This window comes from Thiobacillus sp. (genome assembly GCF_018780105.1).
Lineage (GTDB): Bacteria > Pseudomonadota > Gammaproteobacteria > Burkholderiales > Thiobacillaceae > Thiobacillus.
In genome coordinates, this window is the sequence record NZ_JADMKC010000005.1 from 44,281 (window position 1) to 63,397 (window position 19,117).

The following is a 19,117-nucleotide window of genomic DNA, read 5'->3' on the forward strand; positions in this document are numbered from 1 at the left end:
CCGGGATTTATTTCGCGTATTTCGCCTGCATGGTCTGTGATGGCAGTGCGGGCTGAATGTCGGATTCCACCAGAGCGTCTTCCGGTTCGCAGTGGTCCAGCTGATAGAGCGCGACCACCAGACCGATCGACGAAATCAGCAGGAAATACGGCCCAAACAGCCAGAATACCAATGGCACCGCAAAAAAGAAGGCGCGCATGCCAATTGCAAACATGTTGCCGGCACGGTGCAACCGCCGCGCAACCGCCCTGGGTGAGAGATTGTGATGGGCGTCATGCTCAGGCACGTTCACCATGAACACGACATGGTTGGCCAGGCGCACCGACATGGCGAAGGCAAAGAAGGCCACGATGAAATCCAGCAGCAGGAACATCACCTTGACGATCCAGATCTCGGTGGCAAATGAGCCTTCGAGGTTCAGTACATGCCAGTTCGGTGCAATGTGCTCGGCTTGACCTGAAAGGGTCAGGGTGCCGATGATGAGCAGCGCAGCGGTCGACGCCATGAGCGAGGAGCCCATGATGAAATTCCGCATGGTTTGCACTGCCATGATGTCCTTGCTGGAGTTGCGCATGATGTGTTCCACCCACAGGGTGCGCGCCAGGGCATTGACACCGTGGATGGTGTAGGTGGGGTTGGCCCGCACCTTCATGTTGAGAAAGCCGTAATAGGCGGCAACGATGGCGGCGCTGACGGCGAACGCCATGAAATCGATTTCAAAGTCGGCGAATGTGGCCATGTCTTACACCGCGCCCTGGATGTGCCCGAGGAGAGGCGCGTTGTCCGGTGACGGGCTATTCGCTTTGGGCTCTTTCGTCCGGTCGGTGGCGTTGTCCGGCACGTCAATCTCGCGCAGCAGGTTTTTGAATTCGTCCAGGTTGCCCGCGTTGGCAAAAGACAGGGCATTGAAAAACAATTTGGTGTGGGTTTTCATGGCGAGTTCGCTCCGGGCGGTTGGGATGAACTTATAAAGGCATAATGCGTGCCATTAGTGTATCCAATTGAATTTAAAAGAATGTTCGTGCCCTTGCTCGGATTAATCAGGGTTTCATGTGTTGCATTAAGCAACTTTTAAAAATTGAATTGTTTTTCTATATGTATGTTTATAAATGGTTAATTATTAAATTAATGCGGGCGTTGAACTTATGCATCGGTTGTTGCAAAATGCAACCATTCAGGTCGAATTGATGCAAAAACATGGATTCCACACCGCTTTCTGATCCCGGCACCTTATCGCGCCATTCCCTGCGAGGCAAAATCACCCTGGGCTATTACGCAGTGGCGGCGATCATTCTGGTGGCCTCACTGTTTTTCGTGGGCGAGCTGCGCACGCTGGAAGCGCGGGTGGTGCTGGGGCAGCGGGCTACCGACCTGTTCAATACCGCGCTTGAGATACGTCGTTTCGAGCGCAACTATTTTCTTTATCATCAGGCCGCCGACCTGACGGAAAACGGCCGCTATATTGAGCAGGCGCAGGCCATGCTTACAGCCAACCGGGCCGATTTCGCGGCGATCGCCAGCGAAGCGCGCCTGACCCAACTGCATACGCGTCTGAATGACTATCAGCGGCAGATCTCGGTTTTAGCGGCCGCTGACCCGCGCCAGTTCGCCGCAGCCGAGCCGCGGGTGCGTCAACTCGGGCAGGCGGTCGTAGCCATCGCCGAGGAGATGGCGGGCACCGAGCGGCACCAGATTCAAACCACCCTGGCTTCTTTTCGCAGCTTGCTGCTGGGCGTCATTGTGAGCATGGCGCTGCTGATCGTGGTGATCGGTCGCGCATTGTCGCAACGGGTGGTGAAGCCGCTCAAGGAAATGGAAACCAGCGTGGCGGCCATTTCAGCCAATTACCGTGAAACCCTGCTGGCGCCTTCCAACGATCGCGAGATCCTGTCCATCATCGCGGCGTTCAACCACATGCTGAAAGAGCTGGATCTGCGGCAGAAGTCGCTGATGCGGTCGGAGCGCATGGTTTCGCTCGGAACCATGCTGTCCGGGGTGGCGCACGAACTGAACAACCCGCTGTCGAATATCTCGACCTCCTGCCAGATCCTGCTGGAAGAAGTGGGCGAAAACGATGCGGCGACGCAAAAACGCTACCTGGAACAGATCGACCAGCAGACCGAACGGGCGCGCACCATCGTCCGTTCGCTGCTGGATTTTTCGCGCGAACGGGCGTTCCGCAAGGAGGCCGTGCTGCTGCGGCCGCTGGTGGCGCAAACGGTCGGTTTCGTGCGCGGCGAGGTATCGGCCAAGTCGGTGGTGCAGCTGTCCATCCCGGACAACCTGAGCGTGCCGGCCGATGCCCAGCGCCTGCAGCAAGTGTTCGTCAACCTGATCCGCAACGCCATGGAAGGACTCGGACCGCAGGGGCGCATCGATATCGCGGCGCAAATCGTGCAGGCCAGCGAGCCGCCTGCGGGCACGGCCCTGGGCGAGGGCTGCACGACAAAAGGCGCAATGGTGGAAATCCGTGTGACGGACAACGGGCCGGGCATTGCGCCGGATATTCTGCCGCGCATTTTCGATCCCTTCTTCACCACCAAAGACGTTGGCCATGGCATGGGACTGGGCCTGTTTGTGGTCTATGAAATCGTCGATGAGCATGGCGGCTGCATCGCCGTGCAAAGCACGCCGGGGCAGGGCGCGCAGTTCTGCATCCGGCTTCCCGTCTTCAACTTGGACACTCAACAGGGAGCGCATTAATGGACGCACGCCTGCTGATCGTGGACGACGAGGAAATCGCCCTGAGCAATCTCCAGCATGTGATGGAAAAGGAGGGCTACAAGGTGACCGCCACCCAGAGTGGCGAGGAAGCGGTGACGCTGCTGGAGACGCAAGGCTTCGACGTGGTGCTCACCGATCTGCGCATGGAAGGCGTCGACGGCATGGACGTGCTGAAGGCGAGCCGCGAACGGCAACCGGATGCGGAAGTCATCTTCATCACCGGATTTGCGACGGCCGAGTCTGCCGTGCAGGCACTGAAACACGGCGCGTTCTACTACATTGCCAAACCGTTCCGGCTCGACGAAGTGCGCAAGGTGGTGGCCGAGGCGCTGGCCAAAGTCCGCTTGCGGAACGAGAACGCGGAATTGCGGCGCGAGGTCGAGCACTACCGGGACGGTGACGGCATCGTCACCCAGGATGTCGAAATGCAGCGTCTGCTGGACATGGCCCGGCAGATCGCGCCCACCGACTGCAGCGTGCTCATCACCGGCGAGAGCGGCACCGGCAAGGAGCTGTTCGCCAAATACCTGCACCGGCAGAGCAATCGGGCCGATGGCCCCTACACTGCGATCAACTGCGGCGCGTTCAGCGAACAGCTGCTGACCAACGAATTGTTCGGCCATGAAAAAGGCGCGTTCACCGGCGCGACCACGCTGAAAAAAGGGCTGATCGAGGCGAGCGCGGGCGGCACCCTGTTCCTCGACGAAGTGACGGAAATGGCGCCGTCGATGCAGGTCAAGCTGTTGCGGGTGCTGCAGGAAAAAGAAGTGCTGCGGGTGGGCGGCACGCGGGCGATCAAGAGCGACGTCCGGGTGCTGGCGGCCAGCAATCGCGATGTGGGCGAGGCGATCAGGAACAGCAGTTTTCGCGATGACCTGTATTTCCGCCTGAACGTGGTCAATCTGCGCATCCCGTCGCTGGCGCAGCGCAGGGGCGATATTCCGCTGCTGGCGCGGCATTTTTTGCTCAAGTATGCGAGCCGGATGAAAAAGCCGGTGACGCGGATTTCCAGCGAAGTGCTGGCGCTGCTGATGGACTATCCGTTCCCCGGCAATGTGCGTGAACTGGAAAACCTGATCGAGCGCGGCACCGCCATGGCGCAGGGTGACGTCATCGAAGTGGCGCATCTGCCGGAGTCCTTCCAGAAGGCCGAAGGGTTCAGCCTGCGCAAGATCGAGGGACGCCTGCCCACGCTGGAGGAGCAGGAGCAAACCTACATCACTCGCGTGCTCGAAGAAGTGAAGGGCAACCAGACGGTGGCGGCACAGATTCTGGGCATCAACCGCGCGTCCTTGTGGCGCAAGCTCAAGGCGCGACGCAAAGATCAGTCAGAGTCGTGATCGTTCAAGGACACGCCGGCCGCATCAGCGCCTGCATCGTTTTGCCCTGCGCATCCAGCACGAACGCCGTCACGCCGAGATTCGCAAGCTGCCATCCCGGCGCCACGGCAAAACGGTAACGCGCGCGTTGGGGGTCGAGCGGCCCGACCAATTGACGCACCACGTAATCGTGCTGCAGCGTGCGCTGCGCGTTCTCGCCTGCCGTGATCCTGGAACTGAGCCGGTTTTCATACAGGGCCAGATACACCTGCGCATTGCGCGCAGCGCCAGATGACACGAAGCGGCTTTCCACCTGCGCCTCGATGACCGCTGGCGTCTGATTGATTTCGAGACTCAGGCTTACCGTGGCAGGGGCGCGCAAGCGGGCAGGCAGCCCGCCTTGCCAGCTGCGGAAATCCTCGCCATCAAGCATCACCTGCGGCGTATAGACCCAGCCTGGCCCGCTGTTGCGGGCGCGCTGGCGCTGGCCGAACGCGGCCTGGGCGAACGGGTCGCGCCAGCCCAGCCGGTCCCAGTAATCAACATGGAAGGCCAGCGGCACCACGCCGCTGTTTGCCGGCAGTTGCGACAGCCAGCGGTCGGCGGGCGGGCAGGAACTGCAGCCTTCCGAGGTGTAGAGCTCCAGCAGGCGGTTTCGGGTGTCGCCACTGACGGCGCTGCAGGCTGCGGCGTGAACCGTCGGGGCGAGAAGGGCGCATAGCAATATGAAAACGCGCATGAACAACTCCTGTTGGATTTTGTCTTGGTCGCGTCATGTGGATATTCCTTACGGATTTAATCCGGGTTTGTCTCCGCGGGCAAAAGCGCCAGAGACTGATGGTCTGGCAGGGTGTGACTGTGTCACGGGAAGACGCATTCGCCACTCGGGACTAGAATAAGGGACAGAGTTGTCCTGAAAGCGATTGCCATGACCCGCATGCTCACCATCGACGGCAACGAGGCCGTTGCCCGCATCGCCTACCTCGGCAACGAGATCATCGCCATTTACCCGATCACGCCGGCGTCCAGCATGGGCGAATGGGCCGACGAATGGGCATCGCAGGGCCGGCCCAATTTGTGGGGTGCGGTGCCGACCATCATCGAAATGCAGTCGGAAGGGGGCGCCGCCGGCGCATTGCACGGCGCGCTCACGTCCGGCGCGCTGGCGACCAGCTTTACCGCCAGCCAGGGGCTGCTGTTGATGATCCCCAACCTGTACAAGATCGCCGGCGAGTTGACGCCTTTTGTGTTGCATGTGGCAGCGCGGACGCTGGCGACGCACGCACTGTCGATCTTTGGCGACCAGTCCGACGTCATGGCCTGCCGCGCCACCGGCTGCGCCATGCTCGCCGCAAACTCGCCGCAGGAGGCGCAGGATTTCGCGGTCATCGCGCAGGCGGCCACGCTGGCCGGGCGTATCCCGGTGATTCATTTCTTCGACGGCTTCCGGACCTCGCACGAGGTGGCGAAGATCACCGCGGTGGAAGCCGATAGCGTGCGCGCCATGCTCGACGCTGATTTGATCGCGGCGCATCGCGCCCGCGCGCTGTCACCCGAGCATCCGGTGTTGCGCGGCACCTCGCAGAACCCGGACGTGTTTTTCCAGTCGCGCGAACGCGCCAACCCGTTCTACGACCGTTTTCCGCAGATCGTGCAGGACGCGATGAACCGCTTCGGCGAATTGACCGGGCGCCATTACACGCTGTTCGAGTATGTCGGCGCGGCCGACGCCGAGCGCGTCATCGTGCTGATGGGGTCTGGCGCCGAGACGGTGCACGAGACGGTCGATCATCTGCTGGCCCGCGGCGAAAAAGTGGGGGTGTTGAAGGTGCGGCTGTACCGGCCATTTTCGCCAACTGCATTGCTGGACGCGCTACCGCACACCGTAACATTCATCGCCGTGCTCGACCGTTGCAAGGAGCCGGGCGCCGACGGCGAACCACTCTACAAGGACGTGGTGACCGCATTGGCGCAGGCGGCGGCGGACGGCGCGCGCAGCATGCCGCGTGTCATCGGCGGCCGCTATGGTCTGGCGAGCAAGGAATTCACGCCCGGCATGGTGAAAGCGGTGTTTGATGCGCTGCGCGCTCACTCTCTCCCCAGCCCCTCCCCTCTCAAGGGGGAGGGGCTTGATGTCCCCTCTCCCTTGAGGGGAGGGGGTGGCCCGCAGGGCCGGGAGAGGGTGGGCGCGCAGCGCCAGGATGGAGTGAAACGCCAGTTCACCATCGGCATCGACGACGATGTCACCCACCTGTCGCTGCCGTGGGACGAGACGTTCCGCACCGACGCGTCGCGCCAACTCCAGCATGCCGTGTTCTGGGGGCTGGGCGCAGACGGCACGGTGTCGGCCAACAAGAACTCGATCAAGATTCTCGGCGAAGCCACCGACCTGCAGGCGCAGGGCTATTTTGTCTACGATTCGAAGAAATCCGGTGCGGTGACGGTATCGCACCTGCGCTTCGGACCGGCGGCGATCCGTTCCACCTATCTGATCGAGGCGGGCATGGCCGGCTTCGTCGCCTGCCATCAGCCGGTGTTCGTCGAGCGCTATGACCTGTTGGCACATGCCGCACCCGACGGGGTGTTTCTGCTCAACACCCCGGCGCCGCCGGATCAGGTGTGGGATAGCTTGCCCGAGACTATGCGCGCGCAGATCCGCGACAAGCGCCTGCATCTGTGGGTGATCGACGCCTACGCCGTGGCCGCCGAGGCTGGCATGGGGCGGCGCATCAACACCATCATGCAGACCTGCTTCTTCGCCATCTCTGGCATCCTGCCGAAAGACGAAGCGATCGCCGCGATCAAGCATGCGGTCGACAAGACCTACGGTAAAAAAAGCAAGCGCCTGGTCGAGCTGAATTACCGCGCCATCGATACGACGCTGGCGGAGTTGCATCAAGTTGTCATCCCGGCGGATACCCTGAAGGGCACAAGCGCCGGGATCCAGTCGGATGAAAAACGCTGGGCCCCGGCGTTCGCCGGGGTGACGGATGTCCCCGACTTCGTGCGCGATCTCACCCTGCCGATCTACCAGGGTCACGGCGATCGTCTGCCGGTGTCGTTGCTGCCGGTAGATGGCACCTATCCGCTGGGCACCGCGCGCTACGAAAAGCGCAACATCGCGCTGGAAATCCCGGTGTGGGAAGCTGACATTTGCACCCAGTGCGGCAAGTGCGTGTTCGTCTGCCCGCACAGCGCGATCCGCGCACGCGCTTTCAGCGCTGAAGCTGCAGCCCACGCGCCGCCGGGCTTCAAGCACGTGCCGGCCAAGAGCAAGGATTTGCCAGCCGGCACCCGCATCAGCTACCAGGTCGCGCCGGAGGACTGCACCGGCTGCGGCGACTGTGTCGAAGCCTGCCCGATTCACGACAAGTCGAATGTTTCTCGCAGGGCGGTGAACATGGCGCCGGTCGGCCCCTTGCGCGATCAGGAGCGCGACAATTTCACTTTCTTCCTGCGCCTGCCCGAGTTCGACCGTAGCATGATTAAGCATGGCACCCTCCCGGGTTCGATGCTGCTCGACCCCTTGTTCGAGTTTTCCGGCGCCTGCGCCGGCTGCGGCGAAACGCCCTACATCCGTCTTGCCACGCAACTGTTCGGCGACCGCATGCTGGTCGCCAACGCCACCGGGTGTTCGTCGATCTACGGCGGCAATTTGCCCTCCACACCCTACACGGTGAACGGCGCCGGGCGCGGTCCGGCGTGGAGCAATTCGCTGTTCGAGGACAACGCCGAATTCGGCCTGGGCATGCGGCTCGCTGCCGACCAGCTGATGGCGTATGCGAAACAGCTGGTGCGTGAACAGGCGAACGACATCGGTGGCGACCTGGCCGAGGCACTGGTCAACGCCGACCAGCGCGAGGAGGCGGGCATAGTTGAACAGCGCGGCCGCGTTGCCCTGCTGCTCGACAAACTGGTGGCCTCCCGCCACCCGCGCGCGAAGGAATTCACCAGCGTCGCCGAATGGCTGATCCGCCGCTCGGTATGGATCATCGGCGGCGACGGCTGGGCCTACGACATCGGCTACGGCGGACTCGACCACGTGCTGGCGTTGCCGTACGACGTCAACATCCTGGTGCTCGACACCGAGGTCTATTCCAATACCGGCGGGCAAACTTCCAAAGCGACGCCGATCGGCGCCGTCGCCAAGTTCTCTGCCGGCGGCAAGGCCACCGCCAAGAAAGACCTCGCCAAGCTCGCCAGCGACTACAGCCACGTCTATGTTGCAACCACGGCCTACGGCGCCAAGGACGTGCAGACCCTGCGCGTGTTCCACGAAGCCGAGTCCTACGACGGCCCCTCGCTGATCGTCGCCTACAGCCCGTGCATCGCCCACGGCTACGACCTGCTCTACAACCAGCGCCAGCAGGATCTCGCAGTGAAGAGCGGGCACTGGCCGCTGTTCCGTTCCGACCCGCGTCTGGCAGAAGCGGGCGGCAATCCCTTCAAGCTCGATTCCGCCGCGCCGAGCCAGCCGATCAAGGCCTTCATGGAATCGGAAACCCGCTTCGCCATGCTGCAGCGCAGCCATCCCGAGGCCGCGCAACGTTTCCTGGACCAGGCGCAGCAGGACGCCGAACGGCGCTTCAAGATGGTTCAGGACATGGCAGCGGCAGAGCGCAAGCCGGACAAGTGAAACAGCCCTGCGTTTATATGCTGGCGAGCCAGCGCAACGGCACGCTCTACATCGGCGTGACGTCCGACCTGATCAAGCGGGTGTGGGAGCACAAGCAGGATCTGGTCGAAGGATTTACCAAAAAGTATGGCGTGCATGATCTGGCCTGGTTTGAACAGCATGCGGACATGCTGACCGCGATTGCGGGGGAGAAGACGCTCAAGGAATGGAAGCGGGCGTGGAAACTGGAGCTGATCGAGAAGATGAATCCTGAATGGAAGGATTTGTATGCAGGGCTGGTTTAAGGGTTTTCAGGCGAAGGCCAGGTCGTCTGATTTTCTGGACCCCGTGTCGTGGCACGGGGTGACGAACAATAAGGCTGAGGCTTTTTTGTCTGTCTGGGTACCGGCCCTTGTGCCCTTCAGGGTATTCGCCGGTATGACGTCAGCTACAGGCTACTTCTCATGCACGCCACGACAGCGGAGCAAGTACAGACGCCCCTTGCATCCCGCCGTCACCCCGTGCCACGACACGGGGTCCAGCCAATTAAAACAGCCCAGCAACTGAATTTCAGGAGCCCCGCATGATCGATCTCTCCACCGACTACCTCGGTCTCACACTCAAAAACCCGCTGGTGCCCTCGGCCTCGCCGCTGTCGAAAAACATCGACACTGCGCTGCGGCTGGAAGACGCCGGCGCCGCCGCGCTGGTGATGTATTCCCTGTTCGAGGAAGAATTGCGGGCGGAAGACGCGATGACGGATCGCTTCCTGCTGCATTCGGGCATTGGGCACGGCGAGGCGGATGGGTTCCTGCCTGATGGCGGTGATTTCCAGGGCGGGCTGGAACGCTATCTGTCGCACTTGCATCAGCTCAAGCGGCGGCTGGAAATCCCCGTGGTCGCCAGCCTCAACGGCGTCTCCCCGTCCGGCTGGGTGGAACTCGGCCGCGAATTGCAACAGGCCGGTGCCGATGCCCTGGAGCTCAACGTCTATCACGTGGCGGCCGACATGCAGCAATCCGGCGCCGAGGTGGAGGCCCGTTACATCGAGCTGCTGACCGAACTGCGTCAGGTGGTGAGCCTGCCCATCGTGATGAAGCTGTCGCCGTACTTTTCTTCGCTGCCGCATTTTGTGAAGCAGCTGGAAATGGCTGGGGCAAACGGTGTCGCGCTGTTCAATCGCTTCTACCAGCCCGACATCGACCTCGAAGCATTACGCATGGTCGATCAGCTGCACCTGTCACATCGCGACGAGGCGCTGCTGCGCATCCGCTGGATCGCCATCCTGCATGGCCGCACCCGCCTCACGCTGGCGGCCACGGGTGGCGTTCACGGCCTGGACGAAACCCTGAAACTGCTGCTGGCCGGCGCCGATGTGGTGCATCTCGCCTCCTGCCTGCTGCAGCATGGGCCCGACAAGCTGACCGAAATCCTGGCGTTTTTGCAGAACTGGATGGAAGAGAAGGAATACGAATCGGTCGCGCAACTGAAAGGCAGCATGAGCCAGCAAAACCTGCCCGATCCTTCGGTGCTGGCGCGTGCGAGTTATTTGCGCGTGCTGGACAGCTTTACGACGCGACCGGGCGTGTGGTCCTGAATCTGCTTCGGCTACAGGCTCACAGCCCCTGTTCCGCATCGGTCCGGATGGGCATGAGGAAAGTCGTTCCCCCGGGGGCGCAAGGTTTGAGTTGAACGGGCGTAGCGGGCAGGTTATTGATCCGGCCAGTTGAAGTTTGAAGTGGCAGAAAAACTCGATCTGGCGTGGCGGTTCAACAATGGCAATAGTCCAGTCTGTCGCCTGTTATTGAACAAAAATCAAACCTCTTTTTCAGGGGTGGGTTGATTGCGCCGGGGCGGGACGTACCACCATGTGGCAGCGACGACCAGCCCAAACAGGGTGTAGACCAGCGTGAATACCCAGCCAGGCGCTTCGAAGTACAGCACGTTCTGCAGCCAATACTCGATGAAGCTTCCCGAGTAGATTGTTTCCCGGGCTCTGGCGCGCAGCCACATTTCAATAGCGGTCAGTGGGCACGCTGCGCCAAGCCAGGATTGGGCGACAACCACCGTGATGGCGGCCAGGTGCGCCAGACGGAACCACAGAGACCTGGCCCAGCGCCAGTCGCGCAAATTGCCCACGACAATGAAGACCAGCCCGCCCACGACAAACACGACGAAGGCGAAGTGCACAAACAGCACCGCGTCGGCGAGGAGTTGATAGGGCGGGGTGACGCTCACAAGCCGTGCCTGACGCCCGGATGAATCGCGGGCCCCGTTAACCGGAATTCAATCCCGCTGCGGATGTGCGTCACGGATGTCATGCTCGTGGCCGGGATCAGGGATGACGCGCGCGCTGTGCCGTCATCAAGAAAACGGGGTAGTCCCGTGTCCCGTCCTCGCGTTCCTTGGCAATATTGAACACCGTCTGAAACCGGATATCGGTAAAACCGGCCTGCGCAGCGCGCCGGCCCAGGTCGGCCTGATCGAAGCCGTGGTGCACGTCGACTTCCGGGCCGTGAAACGAGCCGTCTTCCTGGTCGAGGTCGGCGACGCACAGATACCCGCCAGGCTGCAGCAGACCGTGGAAGATACGCAGGATGGCGTCGGTGTCGGGCACATGGTGCAGCGTCATCGCGGTGGCGATCAGGTCGAATCTTTCGGCCGGAGCCGGGTCGCTCAGCAGGTCCAGCTGCAGCGCCGTTATGTGGTGCACGTCTTGCGCGGCAATCTTCTCGCGCACCACATCGAGCATCCCGTTCGAGCTGTCCGCCAGCAGGATCGCGCCGAGTTCATCCTTGAGCGGAAACGACAGCAGGCCCGTGCCGCAACCGTAATCGAGCGCACGCATCTGCGGATGCAGAGGCACGGCCTGGCGGATGGCCTGCGCGATTTTCAGCCCGCGTTCACGGAACACCGGGTTGTCGTCCCATCGGCGGGCTTTGCTGTCGAAATGTGAAGCGTCGAGCTTGGTGGGGGGCATGTGGGTCATGGTGAGGCGAGGTTTCAAAGGGATTGGGTCTGGTTGCGGCCATGGGCCTTGGCCTTGTAAAGCGCCCGGTCTGCGCGGGTCTGCAAAGCCGCCAGCGAGTCATCCTGACCCAGCCATTCCGAAATGCCAATACTGACAGACCAGGCGATCGGCTGGCCTGTTTTTCCTGCCTGGTGCAGGCGGTCGGCTGTGAGCATGGCGTGTTCGGCATCCGTGTCCGGGAGGATGGCCATGAATTCATCGCCGCCAAAACGCGTGAGCCGGTCGGTCTCCCGGAGCGCGGTTTTGGCCTTGCCGGAAAAATCGACCAGCACCTTGTCGCCCTCAAGGTGGCCGTGCGTGTCGTTGATGTTCTTGAAATTGTCCAGATCGATAAGCATGATCGACAGCTTGTTGTCGTGACGTTTGGTCCAGGCAATTTCCCGCTGCAGCTCTTCCATCGCCGCTTTTTTGTTGAGGCATTGCGTCAGGTCGTCGTAGCGGCTGATGAATTCCAGGTCCCGGTGCAGTTTTTCAGCGGCGAGCAAGATGAGGCTGATCGTTCCTAGCGGAATCGTGATGGAAGGAATGGCGATATAGACAAGCTGCGGAATCGAGGGGTCGAACACACCCACAGGCTGATCGAATCCGAGCATCAAGCCGCCCAGCCGGACGAGCCTGGGCACGACCAGGATAACCAGCGAAGCGACCAGGATATGGCGTCCTGTCGTTGGGGGCAGTTTCTTCAGCACAAAAACCAGCTGATCGAGAATGACGACGAGGGTAAACAGGCTCATGGTCGCAATCCGCATCCCGATATTCGGGTGGATGAAGGTGAACCACACAAACAGCGAAACATAGGCAAGCACGAACAAAACCAGCGCCACCCGGTTCGACCGGGGTGGCGCCCCTGCAAATTTCCTGACGCCCTGATTCATCATCATGAAGCCGATCAGGATCATCAGATTGGCCAACACAATGCTGAATACGTCCGGAATCACGCCCCTGGCAATGAACAGCGGCAGACTGAGTCCGATGACGAGCGCGGCCGCACTCCATTCGGTCAGGCCGCGTATGCTTTTGGGATAGGTCTTCGCAATCGTGAACAGGATCGCGCCCATGGCCAGCGCCACAAAGCACGAGATCGTCAGGATTATCAGGGGGGCGTTCATGGGGGTGGTTTGTGTGTTGCCAGGTCGATTGCTGCATCGGAAGCAATGCTCGTCCTGGATGAGTCGGGACAGAAACCGCCATTATCCTAGGGAAATGCCTGGTGTGTTTCAGCTCGCTACAGTCGATTTGTTCCGCGATCAAAAATATTCGGGTCTGGCTGATCCGGGTTTTGCAGCACGGCCGCCCAGCGTGCCAGCTTTTCTTCAAACGGCATCGCTGCATGGGCCGGGCTGGTGGACGGCAGCGTTGCGGTGCGGATGGCGCGCAGACCGGCCGGCAAGCCGGGCAGCACCTGCCGGCGGAAGAGGTCGGCCGCCTTGCCGCCGTTGAAGCCGATCAGGCCGATGCCCGGATGGTTTGCAAGGAACGCGGTCAGGTCGTTCGGCACCACGCTCGAATGCACGATCGCGGCGTCGAGGCTGCCCGGCCGTTGCGCAGAAGCGCAGACATCCCACAGCGCGATCCCGTTCAAGACAAGGCGCTGCGCGCGTTCTGCGTAAGGCCGTTCCGGGCCCGCGTCGAACAGCCGGCCCATGATTTTCCAAAACGCGTTTTGCGGCTGGGCGTAATACTGCTGCCGCTGCAGCGATACCTGTCCGGGCAGGCTGCCGAGAATCAGAATGCGCGCGTGCGCGTCGGCGATGGGCGGGAAACACTTGTCATGCATAGACTGACTCGCCCCGTTCAAAACACGTCAGCCGCACATCCACGCTGAGCGACAGCGCCGTCAAGGCAGCGGCCTGTGCGCGGCCCTCTGCGCTGGCGCGGTAGAGATGCGGCGTCATCGTCAGCAGATCGGCAATCTGTTCGGCGCTAGTCAGATCGATCGAGAAGCGCAGCGCTTCCGTCGGTAGGCGGCTGAAGCCTGCCGGGGTGGGCGGCTCGGCCGTGCGTTCCGGTTTCAGGCTGGGGTAGATGATCTCGCGCAGCTCGCGCAGATGGTCCGGCCCGGCATCGACCTGCAGCAGTCGACCGCCCGGCTTCAACACCCGCGCAAACTCCGCATACACCGGGAAGCCGAACATGCACAGCACGCGATCCAGCGTGCCCGGCAGCACCGGGAGGTTGGCGTTGCTGCCCACCACCCAGTTGGGTCGCTGGTCCTGTTTGGCCGCCGACAATACCGCCCATTTGGAAATATCCAGTCCCAGCAACGCCAGCGTTTGCCCCTCCGGCACCGCTGCCGCCAACTGGCGCAGGTAGTAGCCTTCGCCACAGCCGGCATCGAGACAACTGATGCTTGCGTCAGCAGGCAGATCGGCCAGCACCGCCCGGCTCACCGCAGCGGCAACCGGCTGGTAAAAGCCGGCCGCCAGAAAACGCCGCCGCGCCGCGATCATCTCCTTGCTGTCGCCCGGATCGCGTGAGCGCTTGTTTTGCACCGGCAACAGATTCGTGTAGCCCTGGCTGGCGATGTCGAAACTGTGGCCGGTCGCGCAGCGCCAGGCGGAACCGGTGCAATGCAAGGGTGTGCCGTCCAGCGGACAGGCCAGTGCCTGGAATGGGGTGATGCTCATTGACTATGGTCCAGACAGCTTATGGTGTGCGCTAATTTAGTGCGAAAACCGTCATTTTTCTGGCTTATTCGAAACTTTAACGATGTACTGGTCATGGGGCTTGTAAACATATTTACGCCAACTATGCTTGATTTCGCATTTGGGTTTTTCTGTTGCATTGGGCCAGTTCGTTGTTCAAGGGGCACGCCATGAAACTGCATCGAACATTGTTCGGATTCACACTGGTTACCGTTGCAGTTCTCGTCGGCAATCAGGCCCATGCGACCGCCACACTCGGCGGGGTGGTGTCCCTCGTCGGAGGCTCTGGTGCCTGTAATTTCAGCCAGCTGGTTCCGCTCAACACCCAGCAGGATACCTTTGTGCTCAACGGAGCGACCGGTTGTCTGGGCACTTCATCCAGCGTCGATCTGCATGGAGAGGCGGCGACCGGTACGATCGGCCTGCGCGCGACGTCGAGTGGCAACGGGTTGGGTAGCAGTCAAGCTGCAGCGCAAGTGTATTACAGCGACCATTGGCTGCTTACGCCACCAGCAGGTTTGGCTAATGGAACGTACAGCATTCCCGTCTCACTCACGCTGGAGGGCAACATTTCTCCCGGGGCATTGTACGGTTTTCAATTTAACCGTTTTCTGGACTACAGCTTGTCGGTACGTGATTTATACGCAGGGATATCTCCCTCAACCCTGTTCAGTGCTAACGGCTCGATTTCCACTACCGGGGCGTTTACACAAACCTTCAACGGCAATGTGAATTTCCGCTATTTCGGTCCAGGTTCAGCCTTGCCGATGACTGCCGAGGTCATCGCCAGCCTTTCCCTGCCTGGCTTGAATGAGGGTGTCGTCGATTTCTACAATACGGCATCGATTTCGATGCAACTACCGTCTGGGTTTTCGGCCGCCACCTCATCGGGGTTGCCATTGGTTTTCCAGCCTGTGCCTGAGCCACGCACTAGCGCGATGATGTTCGTGGGCCTGGGACTTCTTGCATGGCGTGTGCGTCACCAGTACACGTAAGGCGCAGGGCATCAATAGGCGAAGCACATTGCGCGCAGCGCCAGGCGGAGCCGTCTGGATGCAAGGGCCTGCCGTCCAAGGGGTAGGCCAGCGCCGGTGATGCTCATTGACTGGTTCACCGTACGACGAGCGTTCAAAACGCCATATGGTAAGCCGTCGCCAGCCACATATTGGGTGCAGCGCCTTCGGTCGTCACATTCAGCATGAGCGAAGCCATGCCATCGCCCAGTTTTCCTTCCACGCCGCCCCCTGCGCGCAGCCAGGTTTGCTTGTTGTCGGTGCCGGCAATATCGAAGCTGAACAGCCCCACCACCTGACCATGGGTGTCGGCCTGATTTTCCTGAAACAGGTGGGCGGCTTCGACGATGCCAATCAGACGCATGGTGCCGGCAAGCGGACGGCTGGCGTTGGCACCGATGCGCAGCTCGGTCGCCTTGTTCGTGCGCGCGTCGTAAGCCACCGGAAACCCGCCGCCGGTTTCCGTGTAGGCATCCGTGCGCGTTTCGCTGTGGCTCAAGTCGGCATAAGGCGTGAGGCTGACCTGCTCGAATGCCAGCGCGTCATCCCAGTCGAGCCGGGCGCGCAACCCCCAGGTAAACGTATCGGTATTGCCGTCGGACGTCGTCGGCAAGCCCGCATTCAGATAGCCGCGACGAATATCCGCCTCGCCCCACATGCCGTAGGCATCAAACGTCGCCCACAGCTTGTTGGGCAGGGGCAGCAGGGCCTCGGCCATCAAATAGGTGCCATCGGCCTGGGCTTCGCCAGCCAGCGAGAGATTTTGCTTTCCCCAGGCCTGCCCCAGCGACAGATTGAGTTGCACGCTGCCCAGATTCGCCCCGCCCCCCAGCTCGGCCGCGCCCAGACTGCCGTTGCGCGTGTCGTGGTTGTCCGTGCCCCAATCGCCCGATACCCAGACCACCTTCTGGCCGGCCGCCACCCGGCGTGCCAGTGGCCGGCTGTGCTCGCCATGCATCACCAGATTGCTCATCCCAAGCGTCATGTCGCCCGCACGGCTGGCTTCGAGCAGACTTTGCTGCAAGCCGGCCAGGCTGACCGCGCCGCTGCCCACAGCCGACACGCGCGCCAGAAAGGCTTCGGCGCCGGACGGGCCGTACGATTCCCCGACCACCGTACTGCCATCCGCCGAAACGTCCTTGGCACTGGCCAGCAGATAGCCCGGCGCGACCGTCACGCCCGCGGCCGCGAGCCAGTCGGTCACGCTTTGCATCCCGCCCGCCTGCGTCCAGCGGAACGCCTGCTGGTTGTTGCTGGCGTTAACGCCGCGTCCCACCACCACTGAGCCATCGCTATTGACCGCATTGGCCACGCTGTCGAACATCCCGCCTGCCAGATCGCCGAGGCCCACCATCCCGCCCGCCTGGGTCCAGCGGAACGCCTCCTGGCCGCTGGCGCTCGTGCTATATCCCACCACTACCGCGCCATTGCCACTCACGCCAAAGGCTTCACTGAAAAAACTCCCGCCTGTCAGATCGCCCAGGCCCACCATCCCGCCTGCCTGCGTCCAGCGGAACGCCTCATTGCCGCTGGCGCTGCTGCCCATTCCCACCACGACCGAGCCATCATCATTCACGCCGAGGGCGAAACTGGAAGTCCCGCCGCCTGCCAAGTCGCCGAGGCCCACCATCCCGCCCACCTGGGTCCAGCGAAACGCCTCAGAGCTGAAGCTGGCGTTGTTGCCATACCCCACCACCACCGACCCATCGCCGTTCGTGGCGAAAGCCGTGCTTTCAAACTGTCCCCCCGGCAGATCGCCGAGGCCCACGATCCCGCCCGCCTGCGTCCAACGGAACGCCTCGAACTGGCTGCTGGCGTTGCGGCCGCGTCCCACGACCACTGCGCCATCGCCGCTCACGCCATAGGCCAGACTCTCGAACAGCCCGCCCGGCAGATCGCCCAAGCCCACCATGCCGCCCGCCTCGGTCCATCGGATCGCCTCGTAGCCACTGGCACCGATGCTGCGCCCCACCACGACTGTGCCGTCATCGCTTACGCCCGCGGCATAACTCGCAAACCCACCACCTGTCAGATCGCCCAATGGCGTGAATTCGGATGCGCCGACTGCCAGCGGGGCAAGGCAGGCCACATACAGTGCTGCCCGCAACAAGGGCAGGGTGAGTTTGGGCTGGAATGAAGAAGCCAAGCCGGTAGAACGGATGGGGTGCATGAGTTTCCTGGCTTGAAGGGAAAGAACTTCCGGGGACACGATGCCGTCGGTTGGCGGCGTCGTTGCAGATGCTTGATATAACGCTTCAATCACGGCGTACTTGAGGCATCTGACAAAGGCCGGGCGGAGCTAAGCCCGCTAGCATCTCCCCAAACCGCATAGGGGCAAGGGCCCGCCACCCATGCATGCATGGGTCGATAACGAATTTACGCCGGGGTTTGCAATGCCGCCTGCATCGCCTGCTCGCTCACCGGGTAGGTCAACACAGCATGGATGGGAAACAGTTCCAGCAGCTTGCCGATATGCGGTTCTTCACGCGGATGCATGAACACGATCACCTTCGCCTGTGGCGCAAAGCGTTGCAGGGTGCGGATCGTGACGTCCAGGTTCGAGACGTTTGCGCCGGCGTAATTGTTGCCCCAGCCGTAGACGAATTCCCCGACGAAAAAACCCGGCGGCTGCTTCTGCAACGCCCGATGGAGATTGCGGGCCGTGTCGAAGCGCTCCGCCGTAATGCCCAGCTTTTGGTACAGGGCACTGAAGTCGGGAGGGAAGGGGGATTCGGTCAGGGAGAAAAGTGTTGGCATGTTGCGGGCGTTTACATCGGAACGCGTTGATTATCGTCCTGACAGGCTGGCGCCGGAAATGGAGCGAGATGCTCATTTTTATTTCCGATGTTGACCCCTTTAGTCCACGAAGGAAACCGTGGTTCTTATCACGCACCCAATTACGCAAATGCCACCCTCGGCAGGGGCCTCCGGAGGCGAAAGCCTTGCCCGGAGGCCGGACAACCGGTCCCAGCCAGCTTGCACAGGCTTACGCGGGTGGTGTCAGCCTACAGCCACCGGGGGCTAGGCCGAGATCAGGGCTTGTGGTCCAACTGGTTCGGGGCAGAGACGTCCCTACCGCCGAGTATCGTGGACCAGTTGCCGGTGGCTGAATTGTTATAGCCGCCGACCACCGCCGAGTAATAGCCCCCAGCTGTGTTGCCGGTGCCGCCATAGACCGATGCCATGTAGTTGGTGCTGATGTTGTTGGAGCCTGCGATGATCGCCCCGGCGCTGGAGTAGTTGTTCTGCAGTCCCATGATGAGGTTGTGGGAGCCGGTTCGGGTGTTCACCACGCCGGCGCCGGAACGCAACTCGTTGTAGCCGATGGTCAGGTTGCCGAGCCCGTTCACCCCGGCAGCGAAGGAAGCGCCTTTGCCATTGCGGAGGTGCAGATTGGCGCCGGTGATGTAGACATCGGTGCCGATGCGGCTGAAGTAGACCAGCTTGTCGGCCACCGGCGCCACCTTGTTGTCGCAATAGGTCTTGGCATCCGCTACCCCCGTGTTCACTGACGCCTGCAGGGCCGTGATGGCGGCGGCTTGCTGGTTGATGGTGTTTTGCGCCGAGGCCAGGGCAGCGCCCTGTTGAGTGATGGTGGCCTGCGCCGCCGTCAGGGTCGTGTTCAGGCTGTCGATCTCGGCCTTCAGGGAGGTCAGCGAGAGGCGCTCCGCGCTGGTGGCTGTGGCCGCGTGGGCCAGAAACAGCGCGCCAACCAGCGCCTTCAACATCAATCCTGAGTATCCGTTCTTTTCTTTCATGGTCCGCTCCTC

The 19,117-nt window shown here is 61.8% G+C and carries 17 protein-coding genes; 6 read left to right on the top strand and 11 right to left on the bottom strand.

All coding sequences use genetic code 11. The features are described 5' to 3' along the window. Positions 1–7: 7 nt before the first annotated feature. Together IV098_RS04455 and IV098_RS04460 are read right to left on the bottom strand one after the other, a co-directional pair. Complete coding sequence (locus IV098_RS04455; RefSeq protein ID WP_296886614.1) at positions 8–739, bottom strand: DUF599 domain-containing protein; 732 nt, start codon at positions 737–739, stop codon at positions 8–10. A gap of 3 nt (positions 740–742) precedes the next feature. Beyond that, the gene (locus tag IV098_RS04460) at positions 743–934 is read right to left on the bottom strand and encodes a hypothetical protein (RefSeq protein ID WP_296886615.1); all 192 of its coding nucleotides are present in this window, start codon (positions 932–934) and stop codon (positions 743–745) included. A gap of 263 nt (positions 935–1,197) precedes the next feature. Between IV098_RS04460 and IV098_RS04465 the strand changes: the two genes are divergently transcribed. Both IV098_RS04465 and IV098_RS04470 read left to right on the top strand, forming a co-directional pair. Beyond that, positions 1,198–2,703, top strand: coding sequence for a HAMP domain-containing sensor histidine kinase (locus IV098_RS04465; protein ID WP_296886616.1), 1,506 nt, complete (start codon positions 1,198–1,200; stop codon positions 2,701–2,703). Next, positions 2,703–4,064, top strand: coding sequence for a sigma-54 dependent transcriptional regulator (locus tag IV098_RS04470; RefSeq protein ID WP_296886617.1), 1,362 nt, complete (start codon positions 2,703–2,705; stop codon positions 4,062–4,064). The genes IV098_RS04465 and IV098_RS04470 overlap by 1 nt, the downstream gene beginning before the upstream one ends. Before the next feature lie 4 nt (positions 4,065–4,068). Here the strand turns inward: IV098_RS04470 and IV098_RS04475 are convergent, their stop codons facing one another. Next, positions 4,069–4,782 carry a thioredoxin family protein gene (locus tag IV098_RS04475; RefSeq protein WP_296886618.1) on the bottom strand — a complete coding sequence of 238 codons (714 nt, stop codon included), beginning with the start codon at positions 4,780–4,782 and terminating at the stop codon, positions 4,069–4,071. 189 nt (positions 4,783–4,971) lie between these two features. Between IV098_RS04475 and nifJ the strand changes: the two genes are divergently transcribed. From nifJ to IV098_RS04490, 3 genes are all read left to right on the top strand, one after another. Then, positions 4,972–8,679 carry a pyruvate:ferredoxin (flavodoxin) oxidoreductase gene (nifJ, locus tag IV098_RS04480; RefSeq protein ID WP_296886619.1) on the top strand — a complete coding sequence of 1,236 codons (3,708 nt, stop codon included), beginning with the start codon at positions 4,972–4,974 and terminating at the stop codon, positions 8,677–8,679. Beyond that, positions 8,676–8,963, top strand: coding sequence for a GIY-YIG nuclease family protein (locus tag IV098_RS04485; RefSeq protein WP_296886620.1), 288 nt, complete (start codon positions 8,676–8,678; stop codon positions 8,961–8,963). Before nifJ ends, IV098_RS04485 begins: the two co-directional genes overlap by 4 nt. A 278-nt stretch (positions 8,964–9,241) precedes the next feature. After that, positions 9,242–10,255, top strand: coding sequence for a dihydroorotate dehydrogenase-like protein (locus IV098_RS04490; protein ID WP_296886621.1), 1,014 nt, complete (start codon positions 9,242–9,244; stop codon positions 10,253–10,255). A gap of 218 nt (positions 10,256–10,473) precedes the next feature. On the opposite strand, the gene IV098_RS04495 is transcribed toward IV098_RS04490, so the two are convergent. From IV098_RS04495 to IV098_RS04515, 5 genes are all read right to left on the bottom strand, one after another. Further along, positions 10,474–10,896 carry a DUF2784 domain-containing protein gene (locus IV098_RS04495; protein WP_296886622.1) on the bottom strand — a complete coding sequence of 141 codons (423 nt, stop codon included), beginning with the start codon at positions 10,894–10,896 and terminating at the stop codon, positions 10,474–10,476. A gap of 97 nt (positions 10,897–10,993) precedes the next feature. Then, entirely contained in the window at positions 10,994–11,647 is a 654-nt protein-coding gene (locus tag IV098_RS04500) for a class I SAM-dependent methyltransferase (protein ID WP_296886623.1), read from the bottom strand. A 14-nt stretch (positions 11,648–11,661) separates the two neighbouring features. Beyond that, positions 11,662–12,798, bottom strand: coding sequence for a GGDEF domain-containing protein (locus IV098_RS04505; RefSeq protein WP_296886624.1), 1,137 nt, complete (start codon positions 12,796–12,798; stop codon positions 11,662–11,664). Positions 12,799–12,914: 116 nt separating this feature from the next. Continuing rightward, a complete protein-coding gene (locus tag IV098_RS04510; protein WP_296886625.1) occupies positions 12,915–13,466 on the bottom strand; it encodes a DNA-deoxyinosine glycosylase in 552 nt (183 codons plus the stop codon). Continuing rightward, on the bottom strand, positions 13,459–14,316 hold the full coding sequence (locus IV098_RS04515; RefSeq protein ID WP_296886626.1) for a putative RNA methyltransferase: 858 nt from the start codon (positions 14,314–14,316) through the stop codon (positions 13,459–13,461). The genes IV098_RS04510 and IV098_RS04515 overlap by 8 nt, the downstream gene beginning before the upstream one ends. A gap of 188 nt (positions 14,317–14,504) precedes the next feature. Here IV098_RS04515 and IV098_RS04520 point away from each other — a divergent pair, with 188 nt between their 5' ends. Continuing rightward, the gene (locus IV098_RS04520) at positions 14,505–15,329 is read left to right on the top strand and encodes a PEP-CTERM sorting domain-containing protein (protein WP_296886627.1); all 825 of its coding nucleotides are present in this window, start codon (positions 14,505–14,507) and stop codon (positions 15,327–15,329) included. Positions 15,330–15,462: 133 nt separating this feature from the next. Here the strand turns inward: IV098_RS04520 and IV098_RS04525 are convergent, their stop codons facing one another. The 3 genes from IV098_RS04525 to IV098_RS04535 all read right to left on the bottom strand — a co-directional run bounded on the left by IV098_RS04525 (position 15,463) and on the right by IV098_RS04535 (position 19,105). Then, positions 15,463–17,517: an autotransporter domain-containing protein gene (locus IV098_RS04525; RefSeq protein WP_296886628.1), complete on the bottom strand. Its 2,055-nt coding sequence runs from the start codon at positions 17,515–17,517 to the stop codon at positions 15,463–15,465. A 206-nt stretch (positions 17,518–17,723) separates the two neighbouring features. Next, positions 17,724–18,104, bottom strand: coding sequence for a hypothetical protein (locus IV098_RS04530; RefSeq protein ID WP_296886629.1), 381 nt, complete (start codon positions 18,102–18,104; stop codon positions 17,724–17,726). Positions 18,105–18,379: 275 nt separating this feature from the next. Then, positions 18,380–19,105, bottom strand: coding sequence for a hypothetical protein (locus IV098_RS04535; protein ID WP_296886630.1), 726 nt, complete (start codon positions 19,103–19,105; stop codon positions 18,380–18,382). Positions 19,106–19,117: the final 12 nt, after the last annotated feature.

Coding starts and splice junctions, on each gene's coding strand:
- IV098_RS04455 (WP_296886614.1), bottom strand. CDS start 739: ATGGCCACATTCGCCGACTTTGAAATCGATTTCATGGCGTTCGCCGTC.
- IV098_RS04460 (WP_296886615.1), bottom strand. CDS start 934: ATGAAAACCCACACCAAATTGTTTTTCAATGCCCTGTCTTTTGCCAAC.
- IV098_RS04465 (WP_296886616.1), top strand. CDS start 1,198: ATGGATTCCACACCGCTTTCTGATCCCGGCACCTTATCGCGCCATTCC.
- IV098_RS04470 (WP_296886617.1), top strand. CDS start 2,703: ATGGACGCACGCCTGCTGATCGTGGACGACGAGGAAATCGCCCTGAGC.
- IV098_RS04475 (WP_296886618.1), bottom strand. CDS start 4,782: ATGCGCGTTTTCATATTGCTATGCGCCCTTCTCGCCCCGACGGTTCAC.
- nifJ (WP_296886619.1), top strand. CDS start 4,972: ATGACCCGCATGCTCACCATCGACGGCAACGAGGCCGTTGCCCGCATC.
- IV098_RS04490 (WP_296886621.1), top strand. CDS start 9,242: ATGATCGATCTCTCCACCGACTACCTCGGTCTCACACTCAAAAACCCG.
- IV098_RS04500 (WP_296886623.1), bottom strand. CDS start 11,647: ATGACCCACATGCCCCCCACCAAGCTCGACGCTTCACATTTCGACAGC.
- IV098_RS04505 (WP_296886624.1), bottom strand. CDS start 12,798: ATGAACGCCCCCCTGATAATCCTGACGATCTCGTGCTTTGTGGCGCTG.
- IV098_RS04510 (WP_296886625.1), bottom strand. CDS start 13,466: ATGCATGACAAGTGTTTCCCGCCCATCGCCGACGCGCACGCGCGCATT.
- IV098_RS04515 (WP_296886626.1), bottom strand. CDS start 14,316: ATGAGCATCACCCCATTCCAGGCACTGGCCTGTCCGCTGGACGGCACA.
- IV098_RS04520 (WP_296886627.1), top strand. CDS start 14,505: ATGAAACTGCATCGAACATTGTTCGGATTCACACTGGTTACCGTTGCA.
- IV098_RS04525 (WP_296886628.1), bottom strand. CDS start 17,517: ATGCACCCCATCCGTTCTACCGGCTTGGCTTCTTCATTCCAGCCCAAA.
- IV098_RS04530 (WP_296886629.1), bottom strand. CDS start 18,104: ATGCCAACACTTTTCTCCCTGACCGAATCCCCCTTCCCTCCCGACTTC.
- IV098_RS04535 (WP_296886630.1), bottom strand. CDS start 19,105: ATGAAAGAAAAGAACGGATACTCAGGATTGATGTTGAAGGCGCTGGTT.